The 23113-nt window shown below is 72.2% G+C and carries 24 protein-coding genes; 9 read left to right on the forward strand and 15 right to left on the reverse strand.

Annotation, left to right across the window (positions count from 1 at the left end):
- The first annotated feature begins 105 nt into the window (after positions 1-105).
- From ACGFMP_RS29425 to ACGFMP_RS29450, 6 genes are all read left to right on the forward strand, one after another.
- Positions 106-405: a hypothetical protein gene (locus ACGFMP_RS29425; RefSeq protein ID WP_393676074.1), complete on the forward strand. Its 300-nt coding sequence runs from the start codon at positions 106-108 to the stop codon at positions 403-405.
- Positions 406-554: 149 nt separating this feature from the next.
- On the forward strand, positions 555-1517 hold the full coding sequence (locus ACGFMP_RS29430) for an SPFH domain-containing protein (protein ID WP_393676075.1): 963 nt from the start codon (positions 555-557) through the stop codon (positions 1515-1517).
- A 13-nt stretch (positions 1518-1530) separates the two neighbouring features.
- The gene (locus ACGFMP_RS29435; RefSeq protein ID WP_393676076.1) at positions 1531-1845 is read left to right on the forward strand and encodes a hypothetical protein; all 315 of its coding nucleotides are present in this window, start codon (positions 1531-1533) and stop codon (positions 1843-1845) included.
- A 77-nt stretch (positions 1846-1922) separates the two neighbouring features.
- Entirely contained in the window at positions 1923-2447 is a 525-nt protein-coding gene (locus ACGFMP_RS29440; RefSeq protein ID WP_393676077.1) for a PadR family transcriptional regulator, read from the forward strand.
- Positions 2444-3133, forward strand: a complete 690-nt coding sequence (locus ACGFMP_RS29445) for an ABC transporter ATP-binding protein (protein ID WP_393676078.1) — start codon at positions 2444-2446, stop codon at positions 3131-3133. Before ACGFMP_RS29440 ends, ACGFMP_RS29445 begins: the two co-directional genes overlap by 4 nt.
- Positions 3130-5574 carry an ABC transporter permease gene (locus ACGFMP_RS29450; RefSeq protein WP_393676079.1) on the forward strand — a complete coding sequence of 815 codons (2445 nt, stop codon included), beginning with the start codon at positions 3130-3132 and terminating at the stop codon, positions 5572-5574. Before ACGFMP_RS29445 ends, ACGFMP_RS29450 begins: the two co-directional genes overlap by 4 nt.
- A 46-nt stretch (positions 5575-5620) precedes the next feature.
- Here the strand turns inward: ACGFMP_RS29450 and ACGFMP_RS29455 are convergent, their stop codons facing one another.
- From ACGFMP_RS29455 to ACGFMP_RS29470, 4 genes are all read right to left on the reverse strand, one after another.
- Positions 5621-7045, reverse strand: coding sequence for an AI-2E family transporter (locus ACGFMP_RS29455; protein WP_393676080.1), 1425 nt, complete (start codon positions 7043-7045; stop codon positions 5621-5623).
- A 187-nt stretch (positions 7046-7232) separates the two neighbouring features.
- Entirely contained in the window at positions 7233-7928 is a 696-nt protein-coding gene (locus ACGFMP_RS29460) for a transglycosylase SLT domain-containing protein (protein ID WP_393676081.1), read from the reverse strand.
- 412 nt (positions 7929-8340) lie between these two features.
- Positions 8341-9660, reverse strand: a complete 1320-nt coding sequence (locus tag ACGFMP_RS29465) for a PhoH family protein (RefSeq protein ID WP_393676082.1) — start codon at positions 9658-9660, stop codon at positions 8341-8343.
- Positions 9661-9908: 248 nt separating this feature from the next.
- Positions 9909-10670: an isoprenyl transferase gene (locus tag ACGFMP_RS29470; protein WP_393676083.1), complete on the reverse strand. Its 762-nt coding sequence runs from the start codon at positions 10668-10670 to the stop codon at positions 9909-9911.
- A gap of 165 nt (positions 10671-10835) precedes the next feature.
- Here ACGFMP_RS29470 and mgrA point away from each other — a divergent pair, with 165 nt between their 5' ends.
- Complete coding sequence (gene mgrA / locus ACGFMP_RS29475) at positions 10836-11879, forward strand: L-glyceraldehyde 3-phosphate reductase (RefSeq protein WP_393676084.1); 1044 nt, start codon at positions 10836-10838, stop codon at positions 11877-11879.
- Between the two features lie 627 nt (positions 11880-12506).
- Here the strand turns inward: mgrA and ACGFMP_RS29480 are convergent.
- A complete protein-coding gene (locus ACGFMP_RS29480; RefSeq protein WP_393676085.1) occupies positions 12507-13235 on the reverse strand; it encodes a prepilin peptidase in 729 nt (242 codons plus the stop codon).
- A gap of 41 nt (positions 13236-13276) precedes the next feature.
- On the opposite strand from ACGFMP_RS29480, the gene ACGFMP_RS29485 reads away from it, so the two are divergent.
- Together ACGFMP_RS29485 and ACGFMP_RS29490 are read left to right on the forward strand one after the other, a co-directional pair.
- Positions 13277-13624: a DUF192 domain-containing protein gene (locus ACGFMP_RS29485; RefSeq protein WP_393676086.1), complete on the forward strand. Its 348-nt coding sequence runs from the start codon at positions 13277-13279 to the stop codon at positions 13622-13624.
- Positions 13625-13711: 87 nt separating this feature from the next.
- Positions 13712-14488 (forward strand): GNAT family N-acetyltransferase, encoded by a 777-nt coding sequence (locus ACGFMP_RS29490; RefSeq protein WP_393676087.1) that lies wholly within the window; start codon positions 13712-13714, stop codon positions 14486-14488.
- Between the two features lie 93 nt (positions 14489-14581).
- Here ACGFMP_RS29490 and ACGFMP_RS29495 read toward each other — a convergent pair whose 3' ends face one another.
- The 10 genes from ACGFMP_RS29495 to cpaB all read right to left on the reverse strand — a co-directional run bounded on the left by ACGFMP_RS29495 (position 14582) and on the right by cpaB (position 23105).
- Positions 14582-15223, reverse strand: a complete 642-nt coding sequence (locus ACGFMP_RS29495; protein WP_393676088.1) for an OmpA family protein — start codon at positions 15221-15223, stop codon at positions 14582-14584.
- Between the two features lie 5 nt (positions 15224-15228).
- Complete coding sequence (locus ACGFMP_RS29500; protein WP_393676089.1) at positions 15229-15819, reverse strand: hypothetical protein; 591 nt, start codon at positions 15817-15819, stop codon at positions 15229-15231.
- A gap of 35 nt (positions 15820-15854) precedes the next feature.
- Complete coding sequence (locus ACGFMP_RS29505; protein WP_393676195.1) at positions 15855-16409, reverse strand: pilus assembly protein TadG-related protein; 555 nt, start codon at positions 16407-16409, stop codon at positions 15855-15857.
- Between the two features lie 35 nt (positions 16410-16444).
- Complete coding sequence (locus tag ACGFMP_RS29510) at positions 16445-16687, reverse strand: Flp family type IVb pilin (RefSeq protein ID WP_393676196.1); 243 nt, start codon at positions 16685-16687, stop codon at positions 16445-16447.
- 277 nt (positions 16688-16964) lie between these two features.
- A complete protein-coding gene (locus tag ACGFMP_RS29515; protein WP_393676090.1) occupies positions 16965-17864 on the reverse strand; it encodes a DUF5936 domain-containing protein in 900 nt (299 codons plus the stop codon).
- 40 nt (positions 17865-17904) lie between these two features.
- Positions 17905-18927, reverse strand: coding sequence for a type II secretion system F family protein (locus tag ACGFMP_RS29520; protein ID WP_393676091.1), 1023 nt, complete (start codon positions 18925-18927; stop codon positions 17905-17907).
- Positions 18924-20258 (reverse strand): CpaF family protein, encoded by a 1335-nt coding sequence (locus tag ACGFMP_RS29525; protein WP_393676092.1) that lies wholly within the window; start codon positions 20256-20258, stop codon positions 18924-18926. The genes ACGFMP_RS29520 and ACGFMP_RS29525 overlap by 4 nt, the downstream gene beginning before the upstream one ends.
- On the reverse strand, positions 20255-20602 hold the full coding sequence (locus ACGFMP_RS29530; protein ID WP_393676093.1) for a TadE/TadG family type IV pilus assembly protein: 348 nt from the start codon (positions 20600-20602) through the stop codon (positions 20255-20257). The genes ACGFMP_RS29525 and ACGFMP_RS29530 overlap by 4 nt, the downstream gene beginning before the upstream one ends.
- A gap of 197 nt (positions 20603-20799) precedes the next feature.
- Complete coding sequence (locus ACGFMP_RS29535) at positions 20800-22380, reverse strand: CpaE family protein (protein ID WP_393676094.1); 1581 nt, start codon at positions 22378-22380, stop codon at positions 20800-20802.
- Positions 22377-23105, reverse strand: coding sequence for a Flp pilus assembly protein CpaB (cpaB, locus tag ACGFMP_RS29540; protein ID WP_393676095.1), 729 nt, complete (start codon positions 23103-23105; stop codon positions 22377-22379). The genes ACGFMP_RS29535 and cpaB overlap by 4 nt, the downstream gene beginning before the upstream one ends.
- Positions 23106-23113 lie beyond the last annotated feature (8 nt).

Raw genomic sequence — 23113 nt, forward strand, 5'->3', positions numbered from 1 at the left:
GCGGGGCAGCTGCGGGGCAGAGGTGCCGCCGTCGTTCGGCCCCGGCGCCCCCGCGGGGCCCCGGTCCGGCGGGCGGGGGTCGCGGCGCGGTGCGAGCGTGGGTCCATGACCACGCAGAACGCATCGGCGCCGACGGACGACGCCGGCCGGCAGGCGGCCGGCGAGAGGGTGCGGCAGCCCTGCGCGCGGCACCGCGAGGCCGACGGCTTCGGCCGGCCGGGCACCCCGGCACCCGCGGTGCCGGACCACGCCGCGCGTGCGGGCCGCGAGGGCCTGGTCGGCGATGTGGCCGGGCACCCCGGCTCCGGCGTCGGCGCTCCGGTGCCCGATCGGGCCTTCGCATACCGGCGCAGCGCCGGCCAGGGGGTCGGCGGCCGTATCGCGGCAGCCGTCAGGCCCGGCTGAACCGCCGCTCCCCGCAGGGACCGCAGCCCCGAGGCACGTGCTGACAGCCCCGTGCCCCGGGGCTGCATCGCGCCCGCTCCCTCCCCACCCCCGGTAAAAATGTGCTATCACTATGATAGACCGATCGACCACCCAGCAGGGGGAACTCCATGTCACAGCCGTCCACACCTCAGCAGCCGCACAGAAGCGTCACCGACGCCGCGATACCCGAGATGCCCGCACCCCGCGTCCAGGAGCGGCGCGCCGTCGGCATGCCGGGGCTGCCCTTCCTGCTGATCGCCCTGCTCGTGGTCCTCGGCGGGGCCGCGCTGATCGCGGCGGGCGGCGCCCGCGCCAAGGACCACCCGGGGGCGCTGGCGGCCGTGCTGATCGGCCTGGGCGTCGTGGTCATCGTCTGCGCGCTGATCACGCTCTTCGGCCTCACCCAGGTGGCGCCGGGCCAGGCCCGGGTCTGCCAGCTGTTCGGGCGCTACCAGGGCACCATCAGGCAGGACGGCCTGCGCTGGGTGAACCCCTTCACCAGCCGCCGCAGGATCTCCACCCGGCTGCGCAACCACGAGACCGCGGTGCTCAAGGTCAACGACGCCTACGGCAACCCGATCGAGCTGGCAGCGGTCGTGGTCTGGCAGGTCGCCGACACCGCGCAGGCGGTCTTCGAGGTGGACGACTACGCGAGGTTCGTCGGCATCCAGACCGACACCGCCGTCCGGCACATCGCCACCAACTACCCCTACGACGCGCACGACGACTCGCTGTCGCTGCGGGGCAACTCCGAGGACATCACCGAGCGGCTGTCCGTCGAGATCGCCGCCCGGGTCCGGTCGGCCGGCGTGAAGATCATCGAGTCGCGCTTCACCCACCTCGCCTACGCGCCCGAGATCGCCTCGGCGATGCTCCAGCGGCAGCAGGCGGGCGCGATCGTCGCGGCGCGGCAGACCATCGTGGACGGCGCGGTCGGTATGGTCGAGTCGGCCCTGTCCAGGATCGCCGAGCAGGGCATCGTCGAGCTGGACGAGGAGCGCAAGGCGAGCATGGTGAGCAATCTGCTGGTGGTGCTCTGCGGTGACCGCGCCGCCCAGCCGGTGCTCAACACGGGGACCCTCTACCAGTGACGGAGGGCGTGACGTGACGGACCCCGGCGGCACCGGAGCCGACCGTACGCAGAGCGCCGGCCCTTCCGACCCGGCCGGCGCGCCGGCCGGCGCCCGCGCGGCCCGCGCCGCCCGCAAGCAGGTGCTGCTGCGGCTGGACCCCGCCGTGCACGACGCGCTCGCGGCCTGGGCGGCGGGCGAACTGCGCAGCACCAACGCGCAGATCGAGTTCCTGCTGCGGCGGGCGCTGGCGGACGCGGGGCGGCTGCCCACCGGCGCGGGGCCGATCCCGCGCCGCGGCCGGCCACCGAAGGGCGCACCCCCCGAGGACCCGAACTCACCGTCCTGACCTGCACAGACAGTGTGATCATCAGCTGTTCACCATGGGTATACACGCGATGTATACCCATGGTGTACTGTGCTCGCATGTCAATCGGCCACACCCTGCTCGGACTTCTGGAGTCCGGGCCGCGCCACGGTTACGACCTCAAGCGCGCCTTCGATGAACGCTTCGGACACGACCGGCCGCTCGCCTACGGCCAGGTCTACTCGACGATGGCGAGGCTGCTGCGGAACGGCCTCGTCGAGGTCGACGGGATAGAGCCGGGCGGCGGCCCGGAACGCAAGCGGTACGCCATCACCGACGCCGGGGTCACCGACGTGGAGAGCTGGCTCGCACAGCCGGAGAAGCCCGAGCCCTACCTCCAGACGACCCTCTACACCAAGGTGGTCCTCGCGCTGCTGACCGGCCGCCCCGCGGCCGACCTGCTCGACACCCAGCGCGCCGAACACCTTCGGCTGATGCGCGAGCTGACCCGGCGCAAGTCCGCGGGCGACCTGGCCGACCAGCTCATCTGCGACCACGCGCTCTTCCACCTCGAAGCCGACCTGCGGTGGCTCGAACTGACCACCGCCAGGCTCGACCAGCTCGCCGCGGAGGTGACCAGGTGACCGCCGCCCCCGAGCCACTGCTCGTCGCGACCGACCTGCGCAAGTCCTACGGCGCCACCCCCGCGCTCGACGGCGCCGAACTGACCGTGCGCGCCGGCGAGGTGGTCGCCGTGATGGGACCCTCCGGCTCCGGCAAGTCCACCCTGCTGCACTGCCTCGCCGGGATCGTCACACCCGACTCCGGCGAGGTCCGCTACCGCGGGCGGGAGCTGTCGGCGATGTCCGACGGCGAGCGCAGCGCCCTGCGGCGCACCGACTTCGGCTTCGTCTTCCAGTTCGGCCAGCTGGTGCCCGAGCTGACCTGCCTGGAGAACGTGGCCATGCCGATGCGGCTCGGCGGGCGCAAGCGCAAGCAGGCGGAGGAGGAGGCCGCGCGGTGGCTCGAGCGCCTCGAGGTCGCCGACACCGCGGGCAAGCGGCCGGGCGAGGTGTCCGGCGGCCAGGGCCAGCGCGTCGCGGTGGCCCGCGCCCTGGTCGGCGGCCCCCGGGTGGTCTTCGCCGACGAACCGACCGGCGCGCTCGACTCGCTGAACGGCGAGCGGGTGATGCGGCTGCTGACCGAGGCCGCGCACGACACCGGCGCCGCCGTCGTCCTGGTCACCCACGAACCGCGGGTGGCCGCCTACTCGGACCGGGAGATCGTCGTGCGGGACGGGAAGTCGCGCGACATGGAACGGGTGTCATGAACCCCTCGCACGAGCCCTTCGCCGGCTTCGACGTCGTCGGCGGCGGCAACCGGGCGCCGGAACCGCCCGCGGGCCTGGGCAGCTGGCGGCGCGACCTGGCGCTGGGCGTCCGCTTCGCGGCCGGCGGCGGGCGCGAAGGCTGGACACGGACCGCGCTGACCGCCGTCGGTGTGGCACTCGGCGTGGCTCTGCTGCTGCTGGCGTCCGCGGTGCCGGCGATGATGGACACCCGCGACCAGCGCCGGGTGGCCCGCGACACCACGGTGTCCGACCAGTCGCTCAAGGCCGGCCCCGACACCTTCCTGCTCGCGAACTCGGACACCACCTACCACGGCAAGGACATCACCGGTGTCCTGCTGCACCCGGAAGGCCCGGCCGCGGCGCTGCCACCGGGTGTCGCCGCGATCCCCCGGCCCGGGCAGATGGTCGTCTCCCCCGCGCTGAAGAAGCTGCTCGCCTCCGCCCCGCTGCTGCGTGAGCGCATCCCGTACGAGATCACCGGCACCATCGGCAAGGCCGGGCTGATGGGACCCACCGACCTCTACTACTACTCCGGCAGCGACCAGCTCGTCGCCTACGACGCGAACCGGCAGCACGGCAACGCCGACCGGGCCAGGGGCTTCGGCGCCCACAGCAACAGCGAGGTCCGCGGGCCGGTCTTCAACCTGCTGCTGGTGATGGTCCTGGTGGTGCTGCTGCTGCCGGTCGCGGTCTTCATCGCCACCGCGGTGCGGCTCGGCGGCGAGCGCAGGGACCGGCGGCTTGCCGCGCTGCGGCTGGTCGGCGCGGACGCCCGGATGACGCGGCGGATCGCCGCGGGCGAGGCGCTCTTCGGCGCGGTGCTCGGCCTGCTGCTGGGGGCGGTGCTCTTCCTGGTCGCCCGGCAGTTCGCGGCCGACATCACGCTCAGGGACATCTCCGCCTTCCCCTCCGACCTGACACCCAGCCCCGCGCTGACCGTGCTCATCGCGGTCTCGGTGCCCGTCGCGGCCGTCGCGGTGACGCTGCTCAGCCTGCGCCGCACCGTCATCGAACCGCTCGGCGTCTTCCGCCAGGGCACCGGACGGCACCGCAGGCTGTGGTGGCGGCTGCTGATCCCCGCCGTCGGACTCGCCCTGCTCATGCCGACGTTCGGCAAGGTCAAGGGCGACGCGTCGATCAACGAGGGGCAGATCGCCACGGGCACGATCCTGCTGCTGATCGGCGTGACCGCGGTGCTGCCCTGGGTGGTGGAGACCGCCGTGGGACGGCTGCGCGGCGGCCCGGTCGCCTGGCAGCTGGCCACCCGCAGGCTCCAGCTGAACAGCAACGCCTCGGGCCGCATGGTCAGCGGTGTGACGGTGGCCGTGGCCGGCGCCATCGCCTTGCAGATGCTCTTCCACGCGGTCGACGGCGACTTCGTGTCCGACACCGGCGCCGACCCGGCCCGGGCCCAGCTGGAGATCTCCACCCTCGCGACCACCAGCGACCGGGTCACCCACGACATCCGGCAGGTGGCCGGCACCAAGGGCGTGCGCAAGGCCTACGGATACCTGGACTCGCAGGCCACCCAGCCGGACGCGTCCACGATCCGCGGCGACCAGACCGACACCGCCTACCTGCCGCTGAGCGTCGGCGACTGCGCGACCCTGCGGCAGCTTGCGGCCATCGGCCCGAGCTGCGGGCCCGGCAGCGCCTACGTGGTGATGCCGCCCGGCGACCAGGACGGTGGCCACGACCCGGCGTCGGCGTACCTCAAGCCCGGCTCGCGGGTGGACCTCAACGTCGCCTACGGCAACCGCTACACCGGCACCCCCAGGCTGTGGACGCTCCCGGCCGACACCCGTACCGTGCCGGCCAGGGTCGACCCGACCGGCAGCAGGGGGTGGGGGATCTACCTCACGCCCGAGGCGATCGACAGCAGCCGGCTGGCCGGCCCCAGGGCGCAGATCATGGTCAGCCTCGACGACCGGCAGCCGGACGCCGTGGAGTACGTGCGCAACACCGCCGCGACCTTCGGCCTCGACTCCTACGTGATGACCATCAGCGGCACCTCCACCAAGACCAGCTACGCGCAGCTGCGCCGGGGCCTGTTCGCCGGTGCGACCCTCACGATGGTGCTGATCGGGGCCAGCCTGCTGGTGACGATGCTGGAGCAGCTGCGGGACCGCAAGAAGCTGCTGGCGGTGCTGGTCGCCTTCGGCACCAAGCGCAGCGCCCTGGCGTGGTCGGTGCTGTGGCAGACCACGATCCCCGTCGTCCTCGGCCTGGTCCTGGCCTGCGCGGGCGGCATCGGCCTGGGCGCGGCGCTGCTGGCGATGGTCAGCAGGCCCTTCCGGATGGACTGGGGCAGCGTCGCGACGATGTCGGCGGTCGGCTCGGGCGTCGTCCTGGCGGTGACGCTGCTGAGCCTCCCGCCGCTGTGGCGGCTGATGCGCCCGGACGGCCTCCACACGGAGTAGCCCCCCGCGGCCCGGGACGGCGCCCGATCGGGCGCCGTCCCGGGCCCTAAGCGGGATCGGGGGCAGGCTCCTGGACCTCGGGCTCGGGGTCAGGGGCCGGGGCCACCGCCGGGTCCGCGGCCGAGCCACGGGCCGGCAGGCTCGGCTCGACGACCTGCGGCACCGCGGCGAGCGCCTTCTCCCGTGAGTACGCGCGCAGATACCCGACCACCGTGTTCCCGACCGCGACCAGCGGCACCGCCACCACGGCCCCGCCGATTCCGGCGACGAGCGACCCGGCCGCCACCGACAGGACCACCGCGAGCGGGTGGACCCGGACGGCCCGGCCCAGGATGAACGGCTGGAGGACGTGGCCCTCGATCTGCTGCACGGCCAGCACCACGGCCAGCACCAGCAGCGCGGTGACCGGGCCCTCCGTGACCAGGGCCACCACGACCGCGATGAAGCCGGACGCGACCGCGCCGACCAGCGGCACGAAGGACGACAGGAAGATGACGACGGCCAGCGGGACCGCCATCGGCACCCCGAGGAAGAAGATGCCGATGCCGATGCATATGGCGTCGATCAAGGCGACGATCACCGTGCCCCGCACGTACAGCGTCAGGGTCCGCCACGCGCGCGGCCCGGCGCCGGCGAGCCCCTCGCGGGCGGCCTCGGGGAACAGCCGCAGCACCCAGTTCCAGATGTTCGGGCCGTCGTAGAGCAGGAAGAGCGTGCTGAACATGGCGAGCAGCACACCGGTCAGCAGCTCGACGATGACGGTGACGCCTTCGAGCCCGGCGTCGGTGAGCGCCTTGGTGTTCGACCCGATCGCGTCGCTGAGATTCTTCGCGACCTGGTTGATCTGGTCGTCGGTGACATGGAAGGGGCTGTTGAGCAGCCACTTCTTGCCCTCGGTGATGCCGTCCTGGAGGCTGCCCGACAGGTTGTCGATGTTGTCCATCACCTGCCAGACGACGAACCAGCCGACCAGGCCCATGACGACGAAGCCGCCGACGAAGACCATCGCGGTGGCGAGCCCGCGCGGCACTCCGTGCCTTTTCAGCCGGGCCACGAAAGGCTGCAGCAGCGCGGTGATCAGCAGCCCGGCGACGAAGGCCAGCACCACCAGGCGCACCGCGCCGATGACCCGCATCACCACCCAGACCGTGCCGGCCAGGATCAGCAGCCGCCAGCCGACCTCGGCGGCGACCCGCATGCTCCACGGCACCACGGTGACCGGGTCCGTCGCCGGCGCGGTCCGCTGGGCCGGGACCACGGCCGCGGGGACGGCGCGGTCCTGCTCGGGCGCTGCCGCCGCGGTCGCGGGCTCCGCGACCGGATCCGGCACAGGAGCGGGAGTGGCGACCACCGCCGTCGGGTGGTCGGCCGCGTCCCGCGCGGTGACCTCGGAGTGCCGCTCTTCGAGGCGCCCCGCGAGGTTGGCAAGCCCGGCCGCGAGCGCGGTACTCCATTGGCGCTTCTCCGGCATCGCTCTCCCCCGCCCCTCGACCGTCTGTGGCACTGCTGTGCAGGACGACGTTACCTGGCGCCCGGGTTGCCTCCGCGTCCACACCCGCACCCGGACGGGGGAACAGGGGCAGGACAAGCCGAAACCCCCGAGCCGCCGGGCTCGGGGGTTTCCGCGGGTACATCCGACCGGTCGGTCCGCCGCCGGTCTAGTACGAGTGGTGGACCTGCCAGTACGCCCAGGCGTCACACGGGCTGCCGTACCGGCTGTTCATGTAGTTGAGGCCCCACTTTATCTGCGTGGCCGGATTGGTACGCCAGTCGGCGCCCGCGGTGGACATCTTGGAGCCGGGCAGCGCCTGGACCAGACCGTACGCACCGGAGGAGGGGTTGGTCGCGATGTAGCTCCAACCGCTCTCCTTGGTCACGATGTTGGAGAAGCAGGCGTACTGGCCGCTGCCCACGATCTGCTGGGCCATCGCCTTGACCTCGGCGACCGTGTAGGACGCCTTGAACGGGAACGTGGCCCGTGAGTCGCCGCGACTGGCAGCCAGCGTCTTGGCGCGCGCCTTCTCGGCCGCCGCGTCCGCCGCCTTCTTCTTGGCTGCCGCGTCCTGCGCCGCCTGCTTGCGGGCGCTCTGCTCTGCGGCCTGCCGCGCCGTCGCGTCAGCCGCGTCGGACTGACCCTGTACCTGGTCGGTCAACGACGCCTGCTGAACCTGCTGTCCAGCGGGAATGTCCGCCAGGAGGGTCGTCGTTCCGGCGGCTTCCACGGGCTCATTGACTGCGCCCTGGTCTGCTCCCGACGCGACGCCCACGACGGCGCCCACAGTGGTGACCGCAGTGGCTGACGCCACCGCGAATCCCCGGACCGAGATCCGGCTCACACGGTTTCCTTCCGGCATCGCCCGATTGGTGACCGCACGGGCGAAATCGTGCCCCTGGCGCTGCCCCCCTCTCCGGTCCGCCATACGGGCCGGTCGGTCACAGGGGTACTGACCCGGTGCGAAGTCCGTTGCGGATTCGCGTACTGCTCGGGCGGCTCATGGCGGTCGATGTTGACTTGTGTGGTGGTGGTGCGTCCCGTTCCCCGAGGGGTCCGGGAGTGCCATGAGCGGGGCCTGACAGCCTCACACCCTGCCGTACGCAGACGCCGCGCGGCAATTTCCGGTTGAGTGGCAAAGGTCACATCGGGCAGCGTGCGTCATTGCGCGGACACCGGGGCCGGAAAACGCTAGGCTGCTGCACCCTTCACGCCGGGTGCAGCAGCCTCAACTCACGTCATCGATGGGCAAATCGGGGCATCGTACAAGACGATCAGGCCCCGCCGTCCTCCAGCATCTCGGTCACCAGCGCGGCGATCGGGGACCGCTCGGAACGGGTGAGTGTCACATGGGCGAACAGCGGATGGCCTTTCAGCTTCTCCACCACCGCGACCACGCCGTCGTAGCGCCCCACCCGGAGGTTGTCGCGCTGCGCCACGTCGTGGGTGAGCACCACCCGGGAGCCGGCGCCGATCCGGGAGAGCACGGTCAGCAGCACATTGCGCTCCAGCGACTGCGCCTCGTCCACGATCACGAAGGCGTCGTGCAGCGAACGGCCCCTGATGTGGGTCAGCGGCAGCACCTCGAGCATGCCGCGCGCCACGACCTCCTCGATGACCTCCTTCGAGGTGACCGCCGACAGCGTGTCGAAGACGGCCTGAGCCCACGGGCTCATCTTCTCCGCCTCGCTGCCCGGCAGGTAGCCCAGCTCCTGGCCGCCCACCGCGTACAGCGGCCGGAAGACCATCACCTTGCGGTGCTGGCGGCGCTCCAGGACCGCCTCGAGGCCCGCGCACAGTGCCAGCGCCGACTTGCCGGTGCCCGCGCGGCCGCCCATCGACACGATTCCGACGTCAGGGTCGAGCAGCAGGTCGAGCGCGATCCGCTGCTCGGCGCTGCGGCCGTGGATGCCGAACGCCTCGCGGTCGCCGCGCACCAGCCGCACCCGGCCGTCCGCGGTGACCCTGCCGAGCGCCTTGCCGCGCTCCGACTGGAGCACCAGCCCGGTGTGGACCGGCAGGTCCGCGGCCTCGGCCAGCTCGACCGTCTCCTGCGAGAAGAGCGCGTCCACCTCCTCCGCGCCGACGACCAGCTCCTCCATGCCGGTCCAGCCCGAGGTGATCGCCAGCTCGGCCCGGTACTCCTCGGCCAGCAGGCCGACGGAGGACGCCTTCACCCGCAGCGGCAGGTCCTTGGACACGACGGTCACGTCGTACCCCTCGGCCTGGAGATTGCGGGCGACCGCCAGGATGCGCGAGTCGTTGTCACCGAGCCGGAAGCCCGCGGGGAGCACCCCGGGGTCCGAGTGGTTCAGCTCGACCCTGAGGGTGCCGCCGAAGTCGCCGATCGGGATCGGCGCGTCGAGCCTGCCGTACCTGATCCGGAACTCGTCGAGCAGCCGCAACGCCTGGCGGGCGAAGTAGCCGAGCTCGGGATGGTGGCGCTTGGCCTCCAACTCCGTCACCACGACGACCGGCAGCACGACCTCGTGCTCGTCGAAGCGGGTGAAGGCGTTGGGGTCGGCGAGCAGCACGCTGGTGTCGAGTACGTACGTGCGCCGGTCGTGAACACGGCGATTCTTGCTGGTCACCACGTGTGGACGAACCCCCTCGGGGAGAGGTGAGCTTGCGGTCCGGCAACCGTAGGGCCGGATGCCGGTCTGCCTGTGGTATGCCCGGGAAATCCGGTACCCATGCGGATGCATATGACAGTCATCCGACCGTCATGATCCGGTCACCGACCGCTCATCCCCGATTCGGCGGTGTGCGGACTGCGACAACGGCAACGGTAACTCCGTCGGCTGTGTCGTCAACAGTCCTTTTTGCCCAGGTCAGAGTGGGGCTACGCTCCGTAGCGGCGGTGCCGGGCGGCGTAGTCGCGCAGCGCCCGCAGGAAGTCCACCTTGCGGAAGGCGGGCCAGAAGACCTCGCAGAAGTAGTACTCCGAGTGCGCGCTCTGCCAGAGCATGAATCCGGACAGCCGCTGCTCGCCCGACGTGCGGATCACCAGGTCGGGATCCGGCTGGCCGCGGGTGTAGAGGTGCTCGGAGATGTGCTCGACGTCCAGGATCTCGGCCAGGTCCTCGATGGAGGTGCCGCGCCCCGCGTGCTCGTACAGCAGCGAGCGGACCGCGTCGGCGATCTCCTGCCGGCCGCCGTAGCCGACCGCGACGTTCACCAGCAGGCCCTTGATGCCGTGGGTGGCCTGTTCCGCCTCCTTGAGCACCTCCTGCGTCCGCTGCGGCAGCAGGTCCATCGTGCCGACGTGGTGCACCCGCCAGCGGCCGGTCGCGGCGAGCCCGGCCACCGCGTCCTCGATGATGCCCAGCAGCGGCACCAGCTCGGTCGGGGGGCGGTCGAAGTTGTCGGTGGACAGCAGCCACAGGGTGACCACCTCGACACCGGTCTCCTCGCACCAGCCCAGCAGCTCGGCGATCTTGTCGGCGCCCGCCTGGTGCCCCTGCTCCGCCGTGCTGCTCGCGGCCTTCGCCCAGCGCCGGTTGCCGTCGAGGATGACACCGATGTGCTTGGGACCCTGCGCCACGTCGAGGTGGGCCTCCACCCGTCGGGAGTACAGCCCGTACACCAGATCGCGCAGACTCATCGCGTACCAGCCCCTCCTGCGCTCGGTCGCCCGGGGCGCCAGGGTACTGCCCGAATGGCCGTCCGGACGAACCGGGTCGCGGCGCGGCCGGCGGCCCGGCGCGGCACGCGGGCCTGTCGGTCCGCGCGTAGTAAGCGGTTCAGCCGCCCGTGATAGGGAGGAACCGTGAACATCAGAAACCTCTACCGCGCCGCCGAAGAGCGCTACGACTCGATGGAATACCGCAGGTCCGGCCGCAGCGGGCTCAAGCTGCCCGCGATCTCGCTCGGCCTGTGGCACAACTTCGGCGACGACCGCACGCTGGACTCGCAGCGCGCCATCCTGCGCCGCGCCTTCGACCTCGGCGTCACGCACTTCGACCTGGCCAACAACTACGGCCCGCCCTACGGCGCCGCCGAGGCCAACTTCGGCACGCTCTTCGCGCAGGACTTCCGGCCCTACCGCGACGAGCTGGTCATCTCCAGCAAGGCCGGCTACGACATGTGGCCCGGCCCGTACGGAGAGTGGGGCTCCCGCAAGTACCTGCTGGCCTCGCTCGACCAGTCGCTCAGCCGGATGGGCCTCGACTACGTCGACATCTTCTACTCCCACCGCTTCGACCCCGAGACCCCGCTGGAGGAGACGATGGGCGCGCTCGCGTCCGCCGTCCGGCAGGGCAAGGCGCTCTACGTGGGCATCTCCTCCTACGGCCCCGAGCGCACCCGGGAGGCCGCCCGCATCCTGCGGGAGCTGGGCGTGCCCGCGCTCATCCACCAGCCCTCGTACTCGATGATCAACCGGTGGATCGAGGACGACGGCCTGCTCGACGTCCTGGAGGAGGAGGGCATGGGCTGCATCGGCTTCGTGCCGCTCGCCCAGGGCCTGCTGACCGACCGCTACCTCGGCGGCATCCCCGAGGGGTCGAGGGCCGCCCAGGGCAAGTCCCTGAACCCGGCGCTGGTCAACGACGAGACGGTCGCCCGGCTGCGGGCGCTCAACGAGGTCGCCTCCGGCCGCGGCCAGTCGCTCGCGCAGCTGGCGCTGTCCTGGGTGCTGCGCGACCCGCGGGTCACGTCGGCGCTGATCGGGGCCTCGTCTGTGGGCCAGCTCGAGGCCAACGTCGCCGCCGTCGGGGCGGCGCCGCTGTCCGCGGAGGAGCTGGCGGAGATCGACCGGCTGGCGGTCGAGCCGGAGGGCGTGAACCTCTGGTCGGTGAGCAGCGAGGCCTGAGGGCCGACCCGGGCGGGGGCCGGCCCCCGCCCGGGTGCCCGGGGCTCCCGGGTGCCTGTCCCGGGGCCTTCCCCCGGCGCGCGTCAGGGCAGGGCCAAGGCCCGGGGCGCGGGGGTGACGGCCGCGCGGGGCCTCGCCCCCGCCCGGGCGCCTGTCCCGGGGCCTTCCCCCGGCGCGCGTCAGGGCAGGGCCAAGGCCCGGGGCGCGGGGGTGACGGCCGCGGGGGGCCTCGCCCCCTGCACGGGTGCCTGTCCCAGGGCCTTCCCCCGGCGCCGTCTCAGCGCGCGGCCAAGGCCCGGGGCGCGGGGGTGACGGCCGCGGGGGGCCGGCCCGGCCCCGGGTGCCCGGGGCTCCCGGGTGCCTGTCCCGGGCCTTCCCCCGGCGCCGCGTCAGGGCAGGGCCAAGGCCCGGGGCGCGGGGGTGACGGCCGCGGGGGGCCTCGCCCCCTGCACGGGGCCGCCGTCACGGCGTTCGTCGACGCGACCGGCACGGTCTTGCTGTGCGCGGCCGCGCTCCCGGCGCTCGCCTTCTGCCTCAGCCTCCGGCCGGCCGCCATGCGGCAGGAGAGGGGCCGCAGCCCGCGGTGGCCGCCGGGCGCGCGACCGGGCGGTGAGCCGCGGCAGCCGGTTACCGCAGCAGCAGGGCGACGGCGCCGCCGGCGAGGATGAACGGGCCGAAAGGCAGCGGGGACTTGCGGGTGGCGCGGCCCGTGACGAGCAGGGCCAGGCCGAAGACCGCGCCCAGGGCGAAAGCCGCGAATGTGCCGGTGACCACGGTGGCCCACCCGTACCAGCCCAGCGGCAGCGCCACCGTCGGGGCGAGTTTGACGTCGCCGAAGCCCATGCCCGCCGGGTTGATGAGGAAGAGCAGAAGGTAGAGGACACCGACGGCGACGGCGGCGAGCAGGGCACGCAACCAGGAGCCCTGATGGGACGGGAGGAGCGCGGCGCCGCCGAGGAGAGCCGCGGTCGCGCCGAAGGCGGGCAGGGTGAGGACGTCGGGCAGCCGGAAGACGCGCAGGTCGACCAGTGCGAGGGTCAGCGCGACGGGCACCAGCAGCAGCCAGCCGACGAGTTCCGGGTGCGGCCCCGTGACGGCGGCCAGCGCGGCGCACAGCAGCACGCAAGCGACCGCAGGGAGCAGCCCGCGGCCGTGGCCGCGCCCCGGCACGGCGCAGCCGGGGCAGCGCGCGGGGCCGAGCCAGCCGCGCACACCCGGCGGCAAAGGGTGGCCCGACAGGCAGGCCGCGGCCCACGGTTCGCCGGACGGGACCGCCAACCGGTGTGCGGCACGCGGGAGTAGCAGCCCGCTCGCCAATCCCCACACGGCGGCGGCCACGATCGGATAGACATGCACCGGGCCGACCGTACACGTACGCCTGCGCGAAGGGAGGGGCCATGGGCCGACGTTGGCGGGACGGGGACGTCATGCTGCGCACCCCGGAGGCGGAAGTGCCGGTGCGGGTCGCGGCGTCCTACCGCGCCAGGACCCGCGGGCTGCTCGGGCAGGACGGCATCGAGGGCGCGCTGCTGCTCACCCCGGCGTCAAGCGTGCACACCGTGCGGATGCGGTTCGCGATCGATGTGGCCTATCTGGACCGGCGGTTGCGGGTGATCGCGGTCCGCACCATGCCACCAGGCCGGGTCGGCCGCCCCCGGCTGCTGGCCCGGCACGTCCTGGAAGCGGAGGCCGGCGCACTGGCGCGCTGGGGCGTCCGCCGGGGCGTGCGGCTCGACATCGGCTGAGCCCGCCACCCCCACCTCCGCCCGTTTTGCTCCGCATACGGCTATTTCACGGTGCGGCGACCCCCGCGCTGCTGATAGGCATACGGAATGTTCTTCACCACCTCCGACGAGATCTCGCCCCACACCGAGTTGCCGACCGACGACGCACTGTGCCGCTGGGCCGCCCGCGACCGCACCACGGGGCGGGTCTTCGCCCGCGGCGGGGCCGTCGCGGTGGCAGCGCCAGGACTCTCGCTGCGCGACCGGCTGGTGGTGACCGGCCCCGCCGGTGACGCGATACCCCTGGTGCGGGACGTACTGGCGGAGATCGGCCGCAGCTACCGGCCCTTCGGCGACCGCGGCCTCATCGACGCCCTGGTCATCGCGGAACCAGAACTGCGCCCCACAGCCGGATTCGGCTGGATGGACCGGACGGGCTCCGCCGCCGTCCCGCCCGACGGGACCGCCGGCTGGCTGCCGCCGGACGCGGCACCGGGTGTCACCGCCCTGCTCGACGAGGCCTTCCCCGACTCCTACGCCTACCCCGGCCGCCCCGGCGCCGACGACCGCTGGGCCGGCATCCTGCCGCCCGACGGCTCCGGCACTCCGTCCGCGGTCGCCGCCCTCGCCTGGTGCGCCCCCAGCGTGGGCCTGCTCGCGGGCATCGCCACCGCACCCGCCGCCCGCGGCCGCGGTCTCGGCCGCCAGGTCTGCGCCTTCGTACTCGCCGAGGCCCTGGACACCCACGGCACCGCCGCGCTGGTCGTCGACGACCGGAACACCCCCGCCCTGCGGCTCTACCGCTCGCTGGGCCTGGCCTACCGCCCACTGCGGGCGGCAAGCTTCCCGCCGGCCCGCACGGCCCCGGAGGCGCCCGCGGCGTGACACAAAAAAACGGGCCGGTTCGCAGGGGGGGAGAGCGAACCGGCCCGAGGGGGGGAGTTACACCGTACCGCGTCCCGGCGCGCATCCCGCACGTTACGCGCCAGGAGGAGTGAAAGTGATTTCCACTCGGCGGTTCTGCCGACGGCCGCTTTCGGTGGAATTGTCCGCGATGGGGTAATCCTCACCGTAGCCCCGCACCTGAAAAGTGTGGGATGCGTCACCGGCCTTGCCCAGTTCCGTTGCCAGAACTTGGTAGACCGCCTGTGCGCGCTGCCGCGACAGCGTCGCCCCGTGCTCGCTGCTCCCCAGATCGTCGGTGAACCCGAAGACCCGAATGGGTGATGTGACGTGGCGCGCGTTGATGTCGGCCGCGATCGCCTGGATCCGCGACGTCACGGACGGTGACAGCGTCGCGCTGTCCTTGGCGAACGCCACCTCCGACTGCAACGCGTAGGTGACCGTCGAATTCGACGTCTCCTGCCGCTGCTCCGGCTCGCTCGCCGCCACCGTGGACTCGTCCGTCACCGACACGATGTCCAGCACCTTCGGCGCGGCCAGCGTCGACCCCTCAGGCAACTGGAGATTCGGCGAACTCGGGTCGATCTTCACGGGCGCGGTGGGAGTGGCGTCCCCGGCCGAAGGGGGCGGATTCGTGTCCGCCAGCGCCTGCGGCGCGGCCGCGGCCAGCAGGACGACGGTGAGCGTGAGGCTGGCGGCAGCCGCCGCGGGTTTCATCGGGGTCACCCCTCGGAATCGGAGATGGTGATCTTGGCGGGGGGCATGGTCGGGAGTTCGAACTCCACCTGGGTGGTGGTGGCGGGAGGGGAGGGGAACTGAGCGAACAGTGGGCGGGTCTCCTTGGGCTGGATCAGGGTGAGGCCCATGGTGCACAGACATTTGCCGTCCGTGTCCCGCAGTACGTAATAGCGCTTCTTCCCCGCTTCATCGACGAGCACTGCCCCGGCAATGGAGGGCCCGGAGGGAATCAGAGCTGTCTCAGGCCCACGCCAGGTGACGGCATTGAAGACCGAGTCGCCATTGTTGGTCAGGGCGCCCTGCACCGTCACGAATCCATCCTCGTCCCTCACCGCCGAGTTGATGACGACCACGATGTCGTGCTCCCCCTTGATCTGAGCGAGGATCTGCGTCGGCGCGGCTGACGGCGTCGCGTCATCACCCTTGGACGGCTTGTCGTGTGACGAGGTCGCCGAGGACGACGCTTTGCCGTCCGCTTTCTTGTCCCCGCCCCCACCTCCTCCGCACGCTGAAAGCATGAGTGCGCCGACCGCTGTCATCGCCAGCACCGTCGTGCCCCTGTGCCAGGTGCTCATCGCTCCCCGTACCTCGTTCCTCGGCCGACCGACCGTCAGCTGGTCAAGTGGACTGCGTAGAACACCGACAGATCCAATGTGAAGTCATCAGCCTTGGGATCGACCGTGACATTGCCGTCATCGCAGGTGAAGGTGATGATTCCGCCTTGGCTCTCCAAGCCGGGACATCGCGACGTGACCTCAGCGGTCGCGTGGGCCTCGGCCCGGACATCGTCAGCGTCGTGAACCACGGTCTTTCCGATGCCGTGCAACGACTGGACGTACACGGTGTATCCCGCCGGATCACTGCTTCGTTCGCAGTCGTCCGCCCGCGCACCGTTGTCGTTGGCAAAGACCTGGGCCATCCGACAGGGTCCCTCGTCATCGTCGCCCAGAAGCTGCAGCAGATGACCGAGCTTGTCGGTGTCGCCGGCCTTGAGGGCGGCAAGCAGCGCATCGTGTGCTTCATCCCGACTTTCGCGAGCTGCCGCCAGAGCAGCGGCGTCCGCCGCGGACTGGGCGGAGTTTCGCGCCACGGACGCCTGCCCGACCGCGAAGAAGGCGAATGCGAGGAAGAACAGCGCGGTGATCGCGACGATGTAGATGCCGATCGTCTGACCCGCGTCGTCATTCGCACAGAATGCCGCTACTTGCCGTTGCCCCCGGAGATCTTGCTGATCGCGTCGAGAATGGCCGTCTGCACGGCATCCCCGATGCCCGTCGTCGCCAGCACCCCGATGATCACCGCGATCACTACCGCGATCCCCAGGTACTCGAATGACGTCTGGCCGCTGTCCGCGCGGGACTTCAGGCGTGTGGTCGCGCGGTCCGCTTGGGTGCGGAGCCAGACCTCGGCGTCGGTGTAGCGCTGGAGTGCCCACCTGTTCATCGTTGTTCGCCCCATTCTTTGTCACCTGGCTGGTGATACCTACGGCGGTGGTCGTGGGCTGCCCGTCGGGGTCGGGGATGGTGGTCACGGCACACCGCCTCTCGCTGGTGGTCGGTTGGCGTCCGCAGCGGGTTGTTTCTGATTGCAGGTGCAAATATGGTTGCGAATGCAAAGGTACACCCGAACCTCGGGCATTCGCAGCCGGTTGCGCGCCATTCGTCCGAAGGACAAGTGGCGCCTACAGCATGCCCGTTGATCACCCTCCGTCGCATCTCGATCACCCGTTTCCGAAGACATCGCCGAAGTGGATCTGCGAGCCGATGATCGTGCCGGTGATCAGCAGGATCATGGTCGCGGGGACCAGCAGGATGGTGATGACGCCGGTGGCGCGGGGGACCATGCGGGCGGCGCGGCGGCGGGCGTTCTGCGCTTCGGTGCGGCGCATGTCGGTGGCGATCTGCAGGAGCGTGCGGGCGATCGGGGCGCCGAGTTCCTCGCCCTGCTGGAGGGCGGTGACGAACTGGCCGACCTGGTCGCTGCGGTTGCGCTTGCGGAGCTGGTCGAAGGCGTCACGGCGGCTGACGCCGACGTCCATCTGGCGCAGGGCGACGCGGATCTCGTCGGACCAGGGGCCGGTGTAGACGGAGTTGACGCGTTCCAGGGCCTGCCGGAAGCCGAGGCCCGCGCTGACGACGACGGCGAGGACGTCGAGGAAGTCGGGCAGGGTGCGTTCGATGTCGTCGCGGCGGCGGCGGACGGCGAGCCAGATGCCGAGGTCGGCCCAGCCCCAGCCGTAGGCGAGGAGCAGCAGGGCCAGGAACCAGTTGCCCCGGGTGAGCAGCAGCAGCGCGGCGAGTCCGCCGAGGGTGCCGTAGACGGCGCGGCGGGCGGCGTAGCGCTCGACGGTCAGGCCGTGCGGGTGGCCGGCGTGGTCGATCCTGGCCCGCATCTTGGCGATCCGCGCGGGGCCCATCATCCGCAGCACCATCGGGGCCCAGCGGATGCCGAGCCGGTCGATGGCGTTGCCGGTCCTGGTGGTGCGGGTGCGGCCGATGTCGAGCGCGAGGGCGAGGTCGTCGGGGAGTTTGACGTCGGCGCGCAGCAGCCCGATCGCGTGCACGACGCCGACCGCGCAGACGGCGACCGCCAGCGCGAGTCCGAGGCCGATGAGGGTCATTCCGGGCTCCTCGTGGGCCGGTCGGGCGTCCTGGCCGTTCTCATACGTCGATCCTCGACATGCGGCGGATCAGTGCGAAGCCGAGCGCGTAGAGCCCGAGCGAGATCAGTACGCAGATCCGGCCGACCGTGGAGCCGGTCATCGCGCTGAGCGAGCCGGGCATGATCCGGTCGAGCAGGAAGAGCGAGCCGAGGCCGATGACGGGGACCGCGTAGGCGGTGACGGTGACCTGGGACATCTGGGTACGGATCTCGCGGCGGGTCTCCTTGCGCTCCTCCAGGGTGACGGTGAGGTTGCGCAGCGACTCGACGACGGAGCCGCCGGCCCGGCTGGAGAGTACGAGGGTGGAGACCAGCACGATCAACTCGCGGCTGGGCAGGCGCTGCTGGAGTTCGCCGAGGGCGTCCTCGATGGGGTGGCCCACCGCCATGGCGTCGGCCACCTTCTTCAGCTCCTCCCCCGCGGGCGCGTCCAGCTCCTCCGCGGCCATCGACACGGCGGTGCGCAGGGCGAGTCCGGCCTGCGTGGCGTTGGCGAGGACCCGTGCCAGGTCCGGGAGTTGGGCGATGAAGCGCTCGGTGCGGATGCGGCGGCGCCACTCCAGGAAGGAGTAGGCGGCCCAGCCGGCGATCAGTGCGGCGATCGGGCCGAAGAAGGGCGCGAGCAGGGCCGCGGCCGCCACCCATGAGCCGACCACCAGGCCGATCACCGAGGCGGTGAACTGGCCGGGGGTGAGGTTGGTGCCGGTGGCGGCGAGCCGGCCGGCCAGCCGGCGGCCCCAGGCGTAGCGGCGTACCCGCCGGTCGAGCGAGGCGAAGGGGACCGGTGCGCCGCCGGGGCCGCCCGCTTCGGCGGCGAGCCGTTCGACCAGCGCGACCCGGTCGGCGCGGCCGCCGCGCCAGGCGTGCAGGCCCCACACCGCGAGCGCGAGCGCGAGCACGGTGATGCCGAGCACGAGCAGCGGGTAGGGGCCGGTGGCGAAGTCCCGTCCTGCGGCGGCGAGTGCGGGCCGCCCGCCCCGTGGTCCTGTCGTGGCGGCGGACCCGCCCGGAAGCAGTGTCATTTCGCCTCCCTGCTCTCCAGTTCGAGTTCGCTGCCGCCGACGCCGAAGGCTGCCGGGACGTGTTCGCCTGCGAGGTAGAGGCGTTCGCCGATCTCGCGGGGCACGGGCCGGTGTTCGTACCAGCCGCGGACGATGCGGTCGACGCCGAGCGGTTCGGCGCGGAAGCGGGTGGCGGAGGTGAGCCGGAAGACGTCACGGCCGTGGGAGGACAGCACGGCGATCTCGGCGATGCGCCGGGTGCCGTCGATGTGCCGGTGCAGCTGCACGAGGACGTCGATGGCGCTGTTGATCTGGTCGCGCAGCGCCTCGAAGGGGATCTTGACCTCGCTCATCGACGCGAGGGTCTGGAGCCGCAGCACGGCGTCCTCTGCGGAGTTGGCGTGCACGGTGGCGAGCGAGCCGTCGTGCCCTGTGGACATGGCCTGGAGCATGTCGAGCGTCTCGCCGCCGCGCACCTCGCCGACGATGATGCGGTCGGGGCGCATCCGCAGCGAGTTGCGCACCAGGTCGCGGATGGTGATCCGGCCCTCGCCCTCGACGTTGGGCGGCCGGGACTCCAGGCGGATCACGTGCTCCTGCTGGAGCTGGAGTTCGGCGGCGTCCTCGACGGTGATGATGCGCTCGCCGTCGGGGATCAGCCCGGAGAGGGCGTTGAGCAGCGTCGTCTTGCCGGAGCCGGTGCCGCCGCTGACGATGATGTTGCACTTGGCGCGGACGAACGAGGAGAGCAGCAGCAGCATGTGCTCGTCGAGGGTGCCGAGGCCGATGAGTTCCTTGAGCGTGTAGGCGCGCGGGAAGCGGCGGATGGTGAGGGTGGGCCCGGTCAGGGACAGCGGCGGGATGACGACGTTGACGCGCTCGCCGGAGGGCAGCCGGGCGTCGACCATCGGATTCGACTCGTCGACGCGGCGGTTGACGGTCGACACGATGCGCTCGATGGTCTGCAGCAGCTGTTCCGCGGAGGAGAAGCGGGCGGCGACGGGCTCGACCCGGCCGCCGCGTTCGACGTAGATGCGGTCGGGGCCGTTGACCATGATCTCGGTGACCGTGGGGTCTTCGAGCAGCGGTTCGAGGATGCCGAGGCCGAGCGCCTCGTCCACCACCCGGCGGATCAGCGCGGAGCGCTCCGCGGTGGACAGCACCGGGCCCTCGCGGCTGATGATGTGGCCGAGGACGCGTTCGAGGCGCGACCTGCGCTCGGCTGCCGGCAGCGCCGACATCTCGGCCAGGTCGATCTCCTGGAGCAGCTTGGCCCGGTAGACGGCGACCAGGTGGCTCTCCTGGGTCTGCGGGGTGGCCTCTTCCACGGTGAGGCGGGCGCGCAGGCTCATGGTGTGGTGTCCTCCTTCGGCATGGTCGCGGAACGCGACACGGGCCCGAAGAGGTGGACTCCCGGGAGTACGGAGGGGACCTCGATGCTGGCCCGCGCGGTGATGGCGTCGTCGTCGCGGGGGAAGTCGATGATCGCGGTCAGCCAGTCGCTGACGGCGGACTGGCCTGCCACCCTGCCGGCGCCGACACCTCCGTCGGGGGCGGGAAGCGCCGCGGTACGGGCGGCGGTACGGGCCGCGGTGCCGGCCTGCTCGCCGCAGTACGCCACCAGGCCGAGCTGGATCCCGGCCAGCGCTATGAGCAGCAGGAACGGCAGCATCCCGAGGTATTCGAGCGAGGCCACACCGCGGTCCGCCCGGGACGCGGCCCGTTCACGCCGTGCGGCTCCCCCCGCGGGCGCGGCCGGCCCGCGGCGGGCTGCACGCCGCCACCGGCCGAGAGGGGTTGTTCCGCCCGCTCCCGGCCACCCGCCGGTGGCGGGCTGAACGCGCGGTTCCCTGCGCCCCTGTCGGGACGCCCTCCTGCACGGGGGCCGGGTGGTCATGGGGTGGGCCGTTCGTCGACGGTCCTGGCGTGGCCGGTCACGTGGAAGGGGAAGTCGATCGTGCCGGGGAAGAGGACCGGCACCGTCAAGGTGACCTTGGCGTCGATCATCCCGTCGGAGCGGGTGACGGTGACGTCGGCCTCGTCGCCGGACCAGGCGCCGGGCAGGTCCTTCCGCGCCGCCGCTTCGCCCACTGCCTGCGTGGCGCCGGCGACCGCGGCGGCCCTGGCCGCCTCGTCTGCGGCGTTGCCCGCCAGCGTGAAGGTGTAGCCGGCCAGGACGGCCTGCCAGACCAGGATCAGGGTGACGAGGATGATCGGCGTCATCCCCAGCGTCTCCAGCGTGACCTGGCCGCGGTCGCCGCCGCGGCGGGACTTCTTGCCGCGCGGCGCCGGCAGCACGGCGCCGGTGACGAGGCCGAGTTCGCCGGCCAGCGACCAGATGCCGGCCTTGACGGTGGAGCGGGCGTCGAGGTCGTGGAGGCGGCCGGCGTCGATGACGGGCTGGAGTTCTTTGAAGGCGGCGGGGACGACGGACACGGCGACCCTGGTGCCGGTGATCCGGCCGACCAGGGTCGGCTGGATCTCGGTGCCGCGGGTGTGGCGGTTGACGACGGTGGTGGTGTCCTGGGGTTTGCGGATCTGGAGCCGGTCCCACATGCGGACCATGCGCTTGGCGGCGCGGACGGCGACGACGTCGGGTGTGGTGACCAGGACCGCGGTGTCGGCGACCTCGACGGCGGCGGCGTTGGCGCTGGTCATCTGGGTGCCGCAGTCGACGACGACGACCTCGTAGCGCTGCCGCAGCGCGGCGAGTACGAGGCGGGCGGCGCGGTCGGTGACGTCCTCGCCGCGTTCGCCGTCGGCGGGGGCGAGCAGCAGCGCCGGGCCCGACTCGTGGACGTACATGGCGTCGTGCAGGACCCGCGAGGACACGTCGGCGATGTCGGAGAGGTCGGCGACGGAGCGGCGGAACTGCACGTCGAGGTAGGAGGCGATGTCGCCGCCCTGGAGGTCGAGGTCGACCAGGGCGGTGGAGCGGCCCGAGGCGTGTGCGGCCAGTGCGAGGTGGACGGCGGTGACGGTGGTGCCGACGCCGCCCTTGGCTCCCGCGACGGCGACCAGGGTGCCGCCGGCGACCGCGGGCAGCGCGGCCCGCTGGGGGCCCAGGTGGCGGCGGACGCCCGCGGCCCAGGTGGCGGCGGCGTCGACGCGGGCGCCCAGTTCGTCGTAGGCCAGCGGGAGCGCGACGACGCCGCGGGCGCCGGAGTTCATGGCGGCGGCGAGCACGGCGGGGCCGGGGTCGGGGGTGAGCAGGATGACGCCGACCGCGGGGAAGCGCAGGGCGATGTCGCGGACCAGGTCGAGCGCGGGCATCGGGCCGATCGTCTCGTGGACGATGACGACTTCCGGCAGTTCGTCGACCCCGGCTTCCGCGGCGCGGGCGAGGAGTTCGAGTACCCCCGTGGAGTCGTGCAGGGCGGGGGCGGGTTCCGCGCCGGGGAGCTGGCCGAGCAGGCCGAGCAGCGCGCGGGCCGCGTCGGGGTCCGAGGTGCCGGCGACGATGCGTACGGTCACGGGCGTTCGCCTCCGCCGCTCGCGGTGTCGCCTGACAGGGTGTAGTCGCGTGCGGTGTCCGGCGGGGTCGAGGTGTCGCCGGGGGCGACCAGGGCGAGGCGCACGTGTTCGGCGAACGACTCGGCGTAGGCGACGCGTTGGGCGTCCTCGGCGCCCAGCGCGAAGGTGATGGGCACCCCTTCCGCGGACAGCCGCTGGGCGTCGGCGTTCTTGTCGAATGCCTTGATCTCGCCGACGTCGATGACCTGGGCGCCGGCCACGATGATCCGGGAGACGTCGGGGTCGGTGTCCTTGCGGCCCGCGAAGGTGGCGAAGATGTTGACCTTGGCACCCGGGGTGATCTTGCCGGCCACACCGGTCTCCGCGTCGATCATGATGGCGATCTCCATCTGTCCCGGCCGCAGTTCCGGCCGGGCGGCGACCATGTCGGTCTGGAGCAGCGAGCCCTTCTTGAGCGCCACCGCGGCGATCTTGCCCTGGACCTGCCCGAGGTCGCGCACCGCGGTGTCCGGCAGCCAGCGCGAGGGCACCGTTATCCGGTGCACGTCAGCGCTGCCGATCTGCTGGTACGCGGCTATGTCGGAGGACAGTTCGTACGCCGTGACCTTCTCGCCGACCTGCGAACGCGCGTCGTTGACGACGGCGACCACCCCGGCGAAGGCGGCGACCGCGCAGACGGCGGAGACCACCAGAAGGACGACACCACGGCGCTGACGTGAGTTCATGTGCGGGC

Origin of the sequence: Streptomyces sp. NPDC049040 (assembly GCF_043197715.1) — a bacterium.
In the GTDB taxonomy this organism is placed as follows: Bacteria; Actinomycetota; Actinomycetes; order Streptomycetales; family Streptomycetaceae; genus Actinacidiphila.

Bases quoted from the DNA above. Each gene is read 5' to 3' on its own strand.
- ACGFMP_RS29425 (WP_393676074.1), top strand. From the start codon at position 106: ATGACCACGCAGAACGCATCGGCGCCGACGGACGACGCCGGCCGGCAG.
- ACGFMP_RS29430 (WP_393676075.1), top strand. From the start codon at position 555: ATGTCACAGCCGTCCACACCTCAGCAGCCGCACAGAAGCGTCACCGAC.
- ACGFMP_RS29440 (WP_393676077.1), top strand. From the start codon at position 1,923: ATGTCAATCGGCCACACCCTGCTCGGACTTCTGGAGTCCGGGCCGCGC.
- ACGFMP_RS29450 (WP_393676079.1), top strand. From the start codon at position 3,130: ATGAACCCCTCGCACGAGCCCTTCGCCGGCTTCGACGTCGTCGGCGGC.
- ACGFMP_RS29455 (WP_393676080.1), bottom strand. From the start codon at position 7,045: ATGCCGGAGAAGCGCCAATGGAGTACCGCGCTCGCGGCCGGGCTTGCC.
- ACGFMP_RS29460 (WP_393676081.1), bottom strand. From the start codon at position 7,928: ATGCCGGAAGGAAACCGTGTGAGCCGGATCTCGGTCCGGGGATTCGCG.
- ACGFMP_RS29470 (WP_393676083.1), bottom strand. From the start codon at position 10,670: ATGAGTCTGCGCGATCTGGTGTACGGGCTGTACTCCCGACGGGTGGAG.
- ACGFMP_RS29485 (WP_393676086.1), top strand. From the start codon at position 13,277: ATGGGCCGACGTTGGCGGGACGGGGACGTCATGCTGCGCACCCCGGAG.
- ACGFMP_RS29490 (WP_393676087.1), top strand. From the start codon at position 13,712: ATGTTCTTCACCACCTCCGACGAGATCTCGCCCCACACCGAGTTGCCG.
- ACGFMP_RS29495 (WP_393676088.1), bottom strand. From the start codon at position 15,223: ATGAAACCCGCGGCGGCTGCCGCCAGCCTCACGCTCACCGTCGTCCTG.
- ACGFMP_RS29500 (WP_393676089.1), bottom strand. From the start codon at position 15,819: ATGAGCACCTGGCACAGGGGCACGACGGTGCTGGCGATGACAGCGGTC.
- ACGFMP_RS29510 (WP_393676196.1), bottom strand. From the start codon at position 16,687: ATGAACAGGTGGGCACTCCAGCGCTACACCGACGCCGAGGTCTGGCTC.
- ACGFMP_RS29515 (WP_393676090.1), bottom strand. From the start codon at position 17,864: ATGACCCTCATCGGCCTCGGACTCGCGCTGGCGGTCGCCGTCTGCGCG.
- ACGFMP_RS29520 (WP_393676091.1), bottom strand. From the start codon at position 18,927: ATGACACTGCTTCCGGGCGGGTCCGCCGCCACGACAGGACCACGGGGC.
- ACGFMP_RS29525 (WP_393676092.1), bottom strand. From the start codon at position 20,258: ATGAGCCTGCGCGCCCGCCTCACCGTGGAAGAGGCCACCCCGCAGACC.
- cpaB (WP_393676095.1), bottom strand. From the start codon at position 23,105: ATGAACTCACGTCAGCGCCGTGGTGTCGTCCTTCTGGTGGTCTCCGCC.